General features: G+C 74.0%; 12 protein-coding genes. 2 read left to right on the top strand and 10 right to left on the bottom strand.

The genetic code is table 11. The annotated features are described in order from the left end of the window. Window positions 1-76: 76 nt before the first annotated feature. The 3 genes from glgC to A8713_RS28380 are packed head-to-tail and all read right to left on the bottom strand — an operon-like array spanning window position 77 to window position 3,332. A complete protein-coding gene (glgC, locus tag A8713_RS28390) occupies window positions 77-1,297 on the bottom strand; it encodes a glucose-1-phosphate adenylyltransferase (RefSeq protein WP_064536519.1) in 1,221 nt (406 codons plus the stop codon). Between the two features lie 51 nt (window positions 1,298-1,348). After that, window positions 1,349-2,533, bottom strand: a complete 1,185-nt coding sequence (gene glgA, locus A8713_RS28385; RefSeq protein WP_064536518.1) for a glycogen synthase — start codon at window positions 2,531-2,533, stop codon at window positions 1,349-1,351. Window positions 2,534-2,573: 40 nt separating this feature from the next. Then, window positions 2,574-3,332 carry a (2Fe-2S)-binding protein gene (locus tag A8713_RS28380; RefSeq protein WP_382852234.1) on the bottom strand — a complete coding sequence of 253 codons (759 nt, stop codon included), beginning with the start codon at window positions 3,330-3,332 and terminating at the stop codon, window positions 2,574-2,576. A 255-nt stretch (window positions 3,333-3,587) separates the two neighbouring features. On the opposite strand from A8713_RS28380, the gene A8713_RS28375 reads away from it, so the two are divergent. Next, a complete protein-coding gene (locus A8713_RS28375) occupies window positions 3,588-4,778 on the top strand; it encodes a DMT family transporter (RefSeq protein ID WP_064536516.1) in 1,191 nt (396 codons plus the stop codon). Between the two features lie 37 nt (window positions 4,779-4,815). On the opposite strand, the gene A8713_RS28370 is transcribed toward A8713_RS28375, so the two are convergent. Beyond that, a complete protein-coding gene (locus A8713_RS28370) occupies window positions 4,816-6,165 on the bottom strand; it encodes a transglycosylase family protein (RefSeq protein ID WP_064536515.1) in 1,350 nt (449 codons plus the stop codon). A gap of 365 nt (window positions 6,166-6,530) precedes the next feature. Here A8713_RS28370 and gndA point away from each other — a divergent pair, with 365 nt between their 5' ends. Continuing rightward, window positions 6,531-7,970 (top strand): NADP-dependent phosphogluconate dehydrogenase, encoded by a 1,440-nt coding sequence (gndA, locus tag A8713_RS28365; RefSeq protein ID WP_064536514.1) that lies wholly within the window; start codon window positions 6,531-6,533, stop codon window positions 7,968-7,970. Window positions 7,971-8,498: 528 nt separating this feature from the next. Here the strand turns inward: gndA and A8713_RS28360 are convergent. From A8713_RS28360 to A8713_RS34480, 6 genes are all read right to left on the bottom strand, one after another. Next, on the bottom strand, window positions 8,499-9,227 hold the full coding sequence (locus A8713_RS28360) for a hypothetical protein (RefSeq protein ID WP_064537765.1): 729 nt from the start codon (window positions 9,225-9,227) through the stop codon (window positions 8,499-8,501). A 38-nt stretch (window positions 9,228-9,265) separates the two neighbouring features. Beyond that, window positions 9,266-9,610 carry a GNAT family N-acetyltransferase gene (locus A8713_RS28355; RefSeq protein WP_064536513.1) on the bottom strand — a complete coding sequence of 115 codons (345 nt, stop codon included), beginning with the start codon at window positions 9,608-9,610 and terminating at the stop codon, window positions 9,266-9,268. Between the two features lie 76 nt (window positions 9,611-9,686). After that, window positions 9,687-10,106 (bottom strand): aspartate 1-decarboxylase, encoded by a 420-nt coding sequence (gene panD / locus A8713_RS28350; RefSeq protein ID WP_064536512.1) that lies wholly within the window; start codon window positions 10,104-10,106, stop codon window positions 9,687-9,689. An 86-nt stretch (window positions 10,107-10,192) separates the two neighbouring features. After that, a complete protein-coding gene (locus A8713_RS28345) occupies window positions 10,193-11,272 on the bottom strand; it encodes a hypothetical protein (RefSeq protein ID WP_064536511.1) in 1,080 nt (359 codons plus the stop codon). Further along, on the bottom strand, window positions 11,269-12,231 hold the full coding sequence (locus A8713_RS28340; protein ID WP_064536510.1) for a hypothetical protein: 963 nt from the start codon (window positions 12,229-12,231) through the stop codon (window positions 11,269-11,271). Before A8713_RS28340 ends, A8713_RS28345 begins: the two co-directional genes overlap by 4 nt. A 292-nt stretch (window positions 12,232-12,523) precedes the next feature. Beyond that, entirely contained in the window at window positions 12,524-12,748 is a 225-nt protein-coding gene (locus A8713_RS34480; RefSeq protein WP_237305477.1) for a LuxR family transcriptional regulator, read from the bottom strand. Window positions 12,749-12,845: the final 97 nt, after the last annotated feature.

Raw genomic sequence — 12,845 nt, 5'->3', positions numbered from 1 at the left:
GCGACGCGTCGCGCACCGGCCCCCCAAGGACCGACGGACACCCGGACTCGGGGGCTCCCGGCTCCCGGCTGTGCGCCTACGGCACCCGCTGGCCCTTGCCCAGGGCGATCACCCCGCGCCCGGACACCGTGTACAGCTCCGCGTCCCGCTCCGGGTTGACGCCGATGGTCGCGCCGGGCGGCACCTCGACGTTCTTGTCCAGGACCGCGCCGCGCACCACCGCGCCCCGGCCGACCCGCACGTTGTCGTGCAGCACCGAACCCTGCACCACCGCGCCGGGGTCGACCCGTACGCCCGGGGAGAGCACGGACCGGGTGACCTGGCCGCGGATCAGGCAGCCCGCGCTGATGATGGACTCCCCCGCGATGCCGCCCGCGTTGAAGCGGGCGGGCGAGAGCTGGTTGGAGTGGGTGTAGACCGGCCAGTCCCGGTTGTACAGGTTGAACGCGGGCCGCTCGGCGATCAGGTCCATATGGGCGTCGTAGTACGCGTCGAGGGTGCCGACGTCCCGCCAGTAGCCCCGGTCGCGGCTGGTCTCGCCGGGCACGTGGTTGGCGCTGAAGTCGTACAGGGCCGCCTCGCCCCGCTCCGTGAGCCGCGGCAGGATCGAGCCGCCCATGTCGTGCACCGAGCCCTCGTCCTCGGCGTCCCGGTGCAGCGCCTCGACCAGCGCCTTGGTGGTGAAGACGTAGTTGCCCATGGAGGCGAAGACGTGGTCGGGATCGCCGGCCAGCCCCGGCGGGTCGGCGGGCTTCTCCAGGAACCGCTCGACGCCCTGGCCGTCGGGCCCCGGGGTGATCACCCCGAACGAGGACGACTGGTCGCGCGGCACCCGGATCCCGGCGACGGTCACACCCGCGCCGCTGTCGACGTGCTGCCGGAGCATCTGCCGCGGGTCCATGCGGTAGACGTGGTCGGCGCCGAACACCGCGACGTACTCGGGCTGTTCGTCGTGGACGAGGTTGAGCGACTGGAGGATCGCGTCGGCGCTGCCCAGGTACCAGCGCGGGCCGAGGCGCTGCTGCGCGGGCACCGGTGTGACGTAGTTGCCCAGCAGGCTGGACATGCGCCAGGTCGTGGTGATGTGCCGGTCCAGCGAGTGCGACTTGTACTGCGTGAGCACGCAGATGCGCAGGATGTCGCCGTTGACGAGGTTGGACAGGACGAAGTCGACCAGGCGGTAGGTCCCGCCGAAGGTGACCGCCGGTTTGGCGCGGTCCGCGGTCAGGGGCATCAGACGCTTGCCCTCTCCGCCCGCGAGGACGATTCCGAGGACCGAAGGTCCACCACGACGCATGGCCGCTCCCCTCACCCGGTTGCCCCCACTACTGCCCCGGGGCGCGGCGCCTCAAGCCTGGCCCAGAACCTCCTCGTAGAGCCGGACCGTGCGCCGGGCGACCGCGTCCCAGCCGAACTCGGTCACCGCGCGCCGCCGCCCCGCCTCGCCCGTCCGGCGCGCGGTCGCCGGGTCGGCGAGCACGGCGTCGAGGGCGCGGGCCAGCCCCGCCTCGAAGGCGGCGCCGCCGTCCGCGACCACGTCGCCCACGTCGACGAGGATCCCGGTGCGGCCGTCCTCGACCACCTCGGGGATGCCGCCGACGCGGGAGGCGACGACGGGGGTGCCGCAGGCCATCGCCTCCAGGTTGACGATGCCGAGCGGCTCGTACACCGAGGGGCAGACGAAGACGGCGGCGTGCGTGAGCAGCTGGATCACGTCCGGGCGGGGCAGCATCCGGGGGATCCAGTGGACCCCGTCGCGGATCCGGTCCAGCTCCCGGTGCAGATCGCGGAACTCCCGGTCGATCTCCGGTGTGTCGGGGGCGCCCGCGCACAGCACGACCTGGGCCGCCGGGTCGATGCCGCGCACGGCCCGCAGCAGGTGGGGCACGCCCTTCTGCCGGGTGATGCGGCCGACGAAGAGCACGTAGGGGCGGTCCGGGTCGAGGCCGAGGCGGGTGAGCGCGTCGGTGTCCGGATCCGGTCGGTACAGGGCGGTGTCGATGCCGTTGTGCACGACATGGACGCGGGCCGGGTCCAGGGCCGGGTAGCAGCCGAGGATGTCCTCGCGCATGGCCGAGGAGACGGCGACCACGGCGTCGGCGGACTCGATCGCGGTGCGTTCCGCCCAGCCGGACAGGGCGTAGCCCCCGCCGAGCTGCTCGGCCTTCCAGGGGCGCAGCGGCTCCAGGGAGTGCGCGGTCACCACGTGCGGCACGCCGTGCAGCAGCTTGCCGAGGTGTCCGGCGAGGTTGGCGTACCAGGTGTGCGAGTGCAGCAGGTCGCAGCCCTGGACGGCGGCGGCCGCCGCGAGGTCCACCGAGAAGGTGCGCAGGGCGTCGTTGGCGCCGTCGAGCGCGGGCCACGGGCGGTGCCGGTCCACCCCGGCCGCGCGCTCCGCCGCCGAGGACTCGCCCCAGCAGTGCACCCGCAGGTCCACGAGGGGCCGCAGCTCGCGGGCCAGGAACTCGACATGGACGCCCGCGCCGCCGTACACGTCCGGCGGGTACTCCCGGGTCAGCAGTCCCACGCGCACCCGCAACCCCCATGAGTCCGGCGGCTCGTCACCTCCATGGTCACCCGGATCCGGCGCGCGGGGAAGGCCCCGGGGCTCGTGTGAAACAACAGTCCCCGCAGACACCGCCGCCGGGCACCCGGTAGTAGAGGCAGCAGCTGCGCCGCCGGAAGCCGGTGGCGCCGTACGTGCCCGCCCCGGCGAGCAGCGGGTGCGCGAGCAGGCGTACGGCCAGGTCGTGCGCGCGGGCGGCCTCCTCCGGGCGGCCCGCGCCCCGGGCCCAGCCGCCCAGCTGCCGTGCCGCGCCCGCCAGCGCGGAGGCCGCGTTGCCCCGCAGCAGGCCCGGCGCGAGCCGGTGGCGGGCCCGCAGGGCCGCGGCCAGCGGTTCCAGGTGGCCGAGCAGGACGGCGTCCGCGAGCGCGGCGGCGGATTCCGGGGTGGCGGCGAGGTCCTCCGGGGCGGCGCCGGGCAGCGGGCGCACCTCGGTGAGCCACAGGTCGTCGGGGGCGCTGCCCTCCGGGTCCCAGCGCAGCAGGGAGGGCGCCAGGTCGGGGAGCCGCCCGGCGCGCACGGCGCAGCCCAGTGCCACCGACCACAGCCGGGCGGCGAGCCCCAGGTGGGCCACCGAGGCGGCGATCCTCGCCTCCGGGGCGCCGATCGCGCCGGCCACCTTGCGCACCCGCGCCGCCAGCGGATCCGCCGCCGAGGCGGCGTAGGTCTCCGCGAGGGTGGGGAGCGGCGCGTGCGGCGGCTCGCCGGTGCGCAGGACGAAGAAGCCGCCGAGCGGGCGGAGTACGGCGAGTCCGGAGTCACGGTGCACGAGGAGCAGTAGTACCAAGCGGGCCGGGGAGGGCGCCCCTTCGGGGGGTTCCCGGAGCTGTTCTCGGGGGTGTCGGGCGGGTGTCGCCCACCCAGGGGAGGACACCGCATGACGCGTACTCCATCGGCAGTATGACCCATTGAATGCTCAGGGACGACGACGGGAAGAGATCGGCACGGCAGTGTGTTGGACCATGGAAGCCGCCTGTTCGCCGCGCCGGGCCCGACGCCCCGGCCTCCCGCAGAGGACCAGCTCATGAGCGCCCTCGCGCTGTCCGTGCTGCTGTCGCTCGTCTCCGCCGTGGCGTACGCCGGCGGGGCGATCGTGCAGGAGCAGGTCGCGGTGTCCGCGCCCGGCGAGCGGTACGCGCCGCTGCGCCGCCCGGTCTGGTGGGCGGCCGTCGCCCTGAACGGCCTCGGCGGCCTCCTCCATGTGGTGGCGCTGGCGTACGGCCCGCTCAGCCTGGTCCAGCCGCTGGGCGCGCTCACGATCGTGTTCGCGCTGCCCATGGCCGCGCTCCTGGTCGGCCGCCGGGCCGGTGCCGCCGCCTGGCGCGGCGCGGTCCTGGCGACGGTGGGCCTGGCGGGTCTGCTGTCCCTGGTGGGCGCCTCGCACGCGCAGTCGCTGAACGGCGCCCAGCGGGTGGTCCTGGCCGTCCTCACCGCCGCGGCGGTGCTCGCGCTGACGGCCGCGGGGCGCGCCGCGCACCGGCATCCCGCGGTGCGCAGCGTGCTGCTCGCCGTCGGTTCCGGTGTCGCCTTCGGCATGTCCTCCGTGTTCACCAAGGCGGTCGCGGTGGACTGGACGGACGGCGTCACGGCGTCCGAACTGCCGTCGCTCGCGGTGATCGCGGTGCTGGCCACGGTCGGCATGCTGCTGTCCCAGGCGTCCTACCGGGGCGGCGGCCTCGCGGCGCCGCTGGCCACCCTGACCGTGGTGAACCCGATGGCGGCGGCGGCCGTGGGCATCACGATGTTCGGCGAGACCTTCCGGAACGGCACCACCGGCACGGTGCTGGCCCTGGGCTGCGGGGTCGCGGCGGCGGGCGGCCTGATCCTGCTCACCACGGAACGGATCGAGCGCGAGGCGCGGACGGCCGGAGCGGGACCGGGCGAACCGGCGGCACCGGAGGAGACGGCGGCACCGGGAGAGACGGTGACGGCAGCGGCGGTGCCGGCACAGCCGACGCCGGCCGCGGTCCCCGTGGCCCCCGTGGCCTCCACGGCCCCCGCAGTCCCCGTGGCCGAGGTCGACGGCGTCGGCGCGGCAGAGCCCGCCGGGGCCTTGCCCTCCGGGACGGCTCCGGTGCAGGCCCAGGTCAAGGCCCTGGTGCCCGCACCGTCCGCGTACGGCGGCTCGTTCTGCGCCGGGCTGGTCTACTGCGTCCCGTACGTCCCGATGCCCGCGCCCGTGACGGACCGGCACCGTCCCCGCGTCAGTTCCTGACGCCCCCGGCATCAGGAACTGACGCCGCCGCTGCCTCTCAGATGCCGACGCCGCCCGCGCGGAGATAGCGCAGCGGGTCGATGTCGGAGCCGAAACCGGGCCCGGTCCGCACCTCGAAGTGCAGATGCGGGCCCGTGACGTTGCCGGTGGCGCCGGAGCGGCCGATGCGCTGCCCGGCGGTGACCGACTGACCGGCCCGTACGGAGATCGCCGACAGGTGCGCGTACTGGCTGTAGCGGCCGTCGGCGTGCCGGATCACCACCTGGTAGCCGTACGAGCCGCCCCAGCCGGCGGTGACCACGCGGCCCGCGCCGACGGCGTGCACGGAGGTGCCGGTGGGCACCAGGAAGTCGACGCCGGTGTGGTAGCCCTTCGACCAGTGCGAGCCGGAGGACCGGTAGGCGGTGCCGATCGAGGCGTGCACGGGCGCGACGAGGGCGTGCGAGGTGGTGTGCGCGTGCCCGCTGTGGCTGGAACTGCCGCCTCCGGGCCGGGTGGCGGGCTTCGGCTTCGTAGTGGCCTTGGGCTTCGCAGTGGCCTTGGGCTTCGCGGCGGCCTTCGGTTCGGCGGCGGGCTGCTGCTTCTGTCTCCGCTCGGGCTCCGGTTTCTGCTTCTGTTTCTGCTTCTGTCCGGAGTCGGCCTTGGTGGCCGGGGTGTGCTGCCCGTGCGGGGCGGGCGCCTGCCGCGACGGGTGCAGGGAGAGCCGCTGACCGGGCAGTATCAGATCCGGATCGGCCCCGACGGTCGTGCGGTTGTCCGCGTACAACTGGGGCCAGCCGCCCCGGACATCACGGTCGTCCGCGATACCGGAGAGGGTGTCGCCGCTGACCACCGTGTACATCTCGGCGGTGCCCGCGCGCGACTGGGGCGTGGTCTGCGGCCGGACGTCGCGCACGGCGCTCGCAACGCCCTTGGCACTCCGGTGCGTTGGGTGCGCCTGCGCGGTCTGGGACTGCGCGGTCTGGGACTGCGCGGTCCGCGTCTGCGCTGAGTGCGCCTGTGCCGGGTGTGCGTGGGTCAGTCCGGCGCGCGGTCCGCACACGGGCCAGGCGCCCGGCCCCTGCCCGCCGAGCACCCTCTCCGCTACGGCGATCTGCTGCTCCCGGCCGGCCAGGTCGGCGCGCGGCGCGTACCTGGTCCCGCCGTACGCCGCCCAGGTGGACCGGGTGAACTGGAGCCCGCCGTAATAGCCGTTGCCCGTGTCGGTGTTCCAGTCGCCGCTCGACTCGCAGGCGGCCACCTTGTTCCAGGTGGCCGCGTCGGCCGCGTACGCGGTGCCGGCGCCGATCAGCGGGATGGCCATGCCGGCGCCTCCCACCGTCACGGTCAGTGAGGCACGGTTGATCCTGTTCGGCTGGTACCGGCGGTGCCGACCGCGTGCGGCCATGTCCGAAGTCCCCTCGCCATGCGTCAGGAGCGGCAAAAGTAAACGCCGCGAACGAGCCATGACAAGACGGCAATCGGCCTCCTGCCGTCCCGCGTCGCCGCCGCCCCCCGCGCACCAGAACCAGAAGGGGCCGGAAGAGGAAGGAGCGGCCGATGAGACGGATGTGCGGCCCGCGTACCGTCACGCGAGGATGGTCACACGGCGCGGGCGCCCCGACGAGCACGGCTGCACCACGAGACCACCGCGCCGGGGCATCATCGCCCACCGGACGACCGCGCACGGAAGTCACCGCACCCCCGGCACCACGGCACCACCTACGGACGACAGGACCCAGTGATCCACCGGATCTTTGAGGAGCAGGCGGTATGAGCACTACAGCCCAGATCGGCGTCACCGGACTCGCGGTCATGGGCCGCAACCTCGCCCGGAACTTCGCGCGCAACGGCTACACGGTCGCCGTGCACAACCGCACGGCGGCACGGACGAGGTCGCTGGTGGAGGAGTTCGGGAAGGAGGGCGACTTCGTCCCGGCCGAGACCGCGGAGGAGTTCGTGGCGGCCCTGGAGCGCCCGCGCCGTCTGGTCGTCATGGTCAAGGCCGGGGAGCCGACCGACGCCGTGATCAAGGAGTTCGCGCCGCTGCTGGAGCCCGGCGACATGATCATCGACGGTGGCAACGCGCACTTCGCGGACACCCGGCGCCGCGAGCGGGAGCTGCGCGAGCAGGGCATCCACTTCGTCGGCACCGGCATCTCCGGCGGCGAGGAGGGCGCGCTGCACGGCCCGAGCATCATGCCGGGCGGCTCGGCCGAGTCGTACAAGTCGCTCGGCCCGATGCTGGAGAAGATCTCCGCCAAGGCGGCCGACGGCGCGCCGTGTGTCACGCACATCGGTCCGGACGGCGCGGGCCACTTCGTGAAGATGGTGCACAACGGCATCGAGTACGCCGACATGCAGCTGATCGGCGAGGCGTACCAGTTGCTGCGCGACGTCGCCGGATACTCCCCCGCCCAGATCGCGGAGATCTTCCGCACCTGGAACACCGGCCGGCTGGACTCGTACCTGATCGAGATCACGGCGGAGGTGCTGGCCCACGTGGACGCGGCCACGGGCGAGCCGTTCGTGGACGTGGTGGTGGACCAGGCCGAGCAGAAGGGCACCGGCCGCTGGACGGTGCAGATCGCGCTCGACCTCGGGGTGCCGGTGTCGGGCATCGCCGAGGCGGTCTTCGCCCGGTCCCTGTCCGGACACGCGGCGCTGCGGGAGGCCTCGCGCCACCTGGCGGGCCCGAAGGCGTCCCCGCTGTCCGAGTCGGAGGCGGCGGCCTTCGCCGACCGGGTGGAACAGGCGCTGTACGCCTCCAAGATCGTGTCGTACACGCAGGGCTTCCACGAGATCGCGGCGGGCGGCGAGGAGTACGGCTGGGACATCGACCTCGGCGCGGTCTCCGCCATCTGGCGCGGCGGCTGCATCATCCGCGCGGCCTTCCTCGACCGCATCCGGGCCGCCTACGACGCCCGCCCCGACCTGCCGAGCCTGCTGTCCGACGACACCTTCGCCCAGGAGATCGCCGCCGCCCAGGACGACTGGCGCGAGGTCCTGGTCGCCGCGACCCGCCAGGGCGTGCCCACGCCGGGCTTCGCGGCGGCCCTGGCGTACTACGACGCCCTGCGCGCCCCGCGCCTGCCGGCCGCCCTCACCCAGGGGCAGCGCGACTTCTTCGGCGCGCACACCTACCGGCGGGTGGACCGCGACGGCACCTTCCACACGCTGTGGGGCGGGGACCGCTCGGAGGTCACGGCGTAGGACGTCCTCGCGGCGCCCGCCTCCGCGCGCCCCGCACACCGCGGAGGCGGGCGCCCCTCAGGACAGCGGTGGCCCCGGCTCGGGGTTCGGGACGGGTTCAGGGCCCGGCGGGATCGGCGACGGCGAGGGCTCCGGCGGCACCGGGCCCGGGGGCTGCGGTCCCGGGGGCGGAGGTCCCGGCGGGGTCGGGCCCGGAGGTGTCGGGCCGGGACCGGGTGGCGGTCCCGGAACCGGCGGCGGCTCGGGCGCGGGCGCCGGGTCCGGGGGCTGCGGGTCGGGTCCGGGCGCGGGCGGCCCCGGAGCGGGATCCGGCCCGGGGGTGGGTCCGGGCGTGGGCGGCGGCGGTACGGGATCGGGGTACGGGTTCGTCATGACGTCCTCCGGCGTCGGCTGCTGGACTACTCCCCCGGCTACCCGACCCCCGCGCGGCCAGTCACCCGCGGCACGGCGACGACGCCCCGGACGGCCGCGCCCGCACCGCCTGCGCGCCCACGCCCGCACTCACGCCCGCGTCCGCTACCGCCACCCCTACCGAGCCGTACCGCCGTGGCCCGCCCGCCGCGTGTGCGGCGTGTACGGCGCGGCGAGTGCCGCCGCGCGGGCCGCCGCGGCGAGTCCTGGCCGCGGGCCGGCCAGGACCGGCACGGATGCCGTCACCAGGTCCACGGCCGCGGCCATGGACGCCTGGGCGAGGACGACCGCGTCGGCGTCCGCCGCCGGGACCGAGCCGGCGGCCGTCGCGATCTCCCGCACGTATCCCTCGGTGTCCCCGGCCTCGAAGAGCGCCCACGCGCCGGGGACGAACAGCGGGCGGACGGTGACGCGCCGCCCGGCGCGCACGGCCTCCTCCGCCAGGAGCGCGGTGGTCGGGGCGAGGGTGCTCTCCAGGGCGGCCACGACCACCACCCGTGGACCGGCGGCCACGGCGGCCGCCGCCATCGGCCGGTCGACGCGCAGGACCGGCGGTCGCCCGTATCCGCCCGTCCTGACCGCCCCGGCCGCCCCGGCCGACGCGGCCCGCTCCGCCACGGCGCCGAGGGTGGAGCAGGTGCACAGCAGCGCGCCCGCGCCCTCGGCGGCGGCCCGGTCCAGCACCGCCGCCACGTCGTCCGCGACCGCGTCCGGGCCGTCCTCGCGCGCCCTGCGCAGCAGATCCTCGTCGACGAAGTGCCGCAGCCGCAGGCCAGGGTGGTCCGCGTCGCGCAGCGCCTCGAAGACCGGGACATGCACGGGCGAGGTGTGCAGCAGGGCGAGCAGCGGTGGGGCGCCCGGCGCGACGCGTGCCCCGCCCCCGCTCAGAACCGCTCCGGGTGCGCGGCGAGCCACTTCTCGGCGGCCCCGGTCAGCGCGGCACCGGGCGCCGGGGCCTCGTCCTGGTGGCGGGCGGCCCAGCCGGAGACGTAGGGGCACAACGGGACGACGGAGGCACCCTCGCGCCGGGCGACGGCGTACAGCTCGCGCGCCAGGGAACCGGCGATGCCCCGGCCCTCGTGGGCCGGTTCCACGATCGTGTGGACGGGGACGAGAGCACGGTCGGGCGGGTCGAGGACGAAGTACTCGACCCGGCCGACCACCTCACCGCCCGAGACGGCCTCCAGCCGCCCGGCCGGCCGGTCGTCGCGGATCTCGATGTCGCTCACCGGCCCGCTCCTCGTCGTGTTGCTGCCGCCGTGCGGTCCGCCTCCGCCGTCCCGCCGTCCCTGCCGTGCCCGCGGATCAGGCCGGCACGGACCGGGGGCTGCGCTCCTGGTCCGAACCCGGCACCGGCGCGGACGGGTCGGTGCCCAGCTCCACGATGCGGTTGTCCGCGTCCACATGCACCACACGCGGCTCCAGGGCCCGCGCCTCGGCATCGGTGACCTGCGCGTAGCTGATGAGGATCACCAGGTCGCCGGGGTGCACGAGGTGCGCCGCGGCCCCGTTGATCCCGATGACACCCGACCCGCGCTCCCCCTCGATGACATACGTCTCCAGCCGGGCGCCGTTGGTGATGTCGACGATGTGCACCAGTTCCCCGGGCAGCAGGTCGGCGGCGTCCAGCAGATCCGCGTCGATGGTCACCGATCCCACGTAGTGCAGGTCGGCGTGGGTCACGGTGGCACGGTGAATCTTGGACTTGAACATGGTGCGCAACATCGGAGCACTCCCACTAGTAGGCTCCCTGCCTGCTTATACGCAGGTCAAGGGCTGCTTTCCCAGCCTACAACGAGTCGCACTTCAGTTCAGTAGAGGCCCTCGGGGGACGAGTTGGTGGTCTGGAGGGGGCGGACGTTGGCGACGCCGTCGGTGGGCCAGTGGTCGGTCGGGTGCCGCAGGGCCTGGTCGCGTTCCAGGATGTTGGGGAGGAAGAGGTCCTCGTGGAGGACGGTGAGCCGTACCTGGCCGACCGCGCCCGGGGCGACCGGGGCCGAGAAGTCGCCCTTGTCGACCACCGCCATGGTGACCTGCGGATAGTTCGGCACGTAGCTGATCAACCCGCCGTCCTGCTCGATGTCCAGGCAGGCCGCGTTGCCGAAGGTGTTGCCGTAGGTCAGTCCGCAGATCCCGCCCCGCAGGGCGGTGGTGAAGGTCCGGTACGTGTCGGCGTTGATCTGGGTGCCGCTCAGGCGTACGCCGTCCAGGGCCGCGACCAGTTCGGGCCGGTGCCGGCAGAGGGCCTGGAAGAGGGCCGGTGTGGTGTTGAGGTAGTGGACCCGGCCCTGCCGGACGACGTCGGTGATCTGCTCCAGCAGGTGCAGGGTGTAGTCGTTGACCTCGGCCAGGCGTCCCGCCCGGATGAGGCGCTTGACCCACCGGGGGTCCATGTCCACGGCGTACACCTGGCCGGCGTGGAGTTCGGACACCTCCCGGACGCCGTTCCCGATCAGATGCGGTCCGGTGGGGGTGGCCTGCAGCCAGGTGCGGCCCGGTGCGAATCCTTCCCGCACGAAGGACCAGCGACGCCAGATCGCCCGGTGCAGCAGCATGTCAGGGGTGTAGAACACCCGGCAGGGGGTGCCGGTGGTACCTCCGCTGTCCCAGATCCGTCCGGCCAGCGGTCTGGGCACCGACAGCGGGACGAGGTCCGCGGGGTCCTCCTCGCGCAGCCGGTCGAGCGGGAACGGACCGAAGGCTTCGAGCTGGTCGTAGCGGGTGATGTCGCGGGGGTCGAAGCCCAGCCGGGGGGCCTGCCCGAGCCAGTAGGGGCTGCCGGACACCGGGTCGAAGTGCCGTCGGACCACGGCGCGGGTCCACTCGTCGAGGTCGGTGTCCAGCCAACGCGCGATCTGGGCGTCCGGGTCGGCGCGGGTGGCGGCGGTCATGACCGGGCCGGGGCGCCGGAGAGGTCGATGCCGAGGTCGTAGGCGGTGGTCAGGGCCTGCTCGATGTGCTCGGGCTGCTCGATGTGGACCACCGGGAAGGGGAACGCGAGGATGCCCTCGGGTATGGAGGGGCCCATCACCAGCCCGAGCCGCACGCCCTGCTCCTTCATCCCGGCGTAGACGTCGACCAGGCTGATCGGGTTCGTGGAGTTGCGCTGGAAGAGGTCCCTGACGTCGGCCGCGGTGCGCAGGACCTTGGGCTCCAGGCAGGACAGCAGAGGGACCTCGGGGTCGGTGAAGGGGATCGCGTCGATGCGCGGGGCCATGAAGTCGCGGTAGGGCCGGCGCAGCGGAGTGTGGACGGCGATGGTGCGTCCGGGGAGCGGCACGACCGTTCCCGGCGGGGCCTCGGCGGCGAGCGCGCCGAGTGCCTCGGCGTGGCCGGCGAGCATCATGATGCGCTGGGTGCCGTCGGCCGTGGGGCCGAAGTCGCCCGCCAGGTAGATGCCGGGGACGTTCTCCCCGGGGTGGGCGGGGGCGCCGTCGGCGAGGGGGCCGAAGGCTATGGCCACCCCCTGCCCCGGGTCCCCGGCGGGCGGTTCCGGGGCGTCGCGGGCGCCGGCCAGCATCTCGAACAGTTCCCGTCGCCCCAGCGATCCGGCGAGACAACTGGCGGTCATCGCGCCGAGGCTGAGGCCGCCGATGGCCGCGGGACGCAGATTGAACGAGGCGAGTACGTCGTGTATGCCGATCGCGAGAGCGGCTTCGCGGACGGTGCCGACGCTCTGGCGCTCCTCCTGCGCGGTCGGGAGGTCTTCCTCCAGGATCTGTCCGACCGTCAGCCCGGTCCACGCGGAGACCTGTTCGTACCAGCTCTGCACGACCTCGTAGGTCCGGTGCAGTTCCAGTCCCCGCGGCTCGGTCCCGACGCCGCCTCCGAACAAATATCCCAGACTCATGACAGCTCCTGTGAATCGGCGTGAAAGACGTGGAAGAAGGGGGCGATGGTGCGGCCCAGGTGTAGCACAGCGGAGGTGTACCTGGCAGCACAATGCCGCAGAATCCGGCGTTCTGCCGGACGTTCGACAACCTGTCGCGCCGCGCGATATCGATACGATGTCCAGGTCTGGGAAAATATCCGGCAGCATACCGGCGCAGTGCGTTTTCCGCTTCCGGAAGTGACTTTTTTTCAGCCTTTCCTCCGGAGGGATCTCACGGAGGGAGGCCGGAGAACGGTATCCCCTGCCTCTTCTAGGGCTCAAGGAATTCCGGGAGGACGCGGGGTGGCCATGCCCCGACGCTCAGCACACCGAGAGAGTGCGCCCGGGAGACCAGAGCGGACCGGTTCGCGGCCTGGAATTGGCGCATCAGCAGCCCGATGCGGTACTCGATGCCCTGCCGGCTCAGATAGAGCGATGCCGCCAGCCGGACGGTCGGGGTGCCGACCGCGACGCCTTCCAGGATGCGGGCGTCCACGGCGGTCAGCCGCCGGACGCCGGTGCCGGCGGGCGGGCCCCCGCCCGGCGGACGGGCGTCGCCGGCGGGTCCGGACCTCGGCGGCCGCGGCGCGGGC

Origin of the sequence: Streptomyces sp. SAT1, assembly GCF_001654495.1 — a bacterium.
GTDB classification, from domain to species: domain Bacteria; phylum Actinomycetota; class Actinomycetes; order Streptomycetales; family Streptomycetaceae; genus Streptomyces; species Streptomyces andamanensis.
The sequence above is the reverse complement of the archived record's forward strand: the minus strand, read 5'-3'. Positions and strand labels throughout refer to the sequence as shown.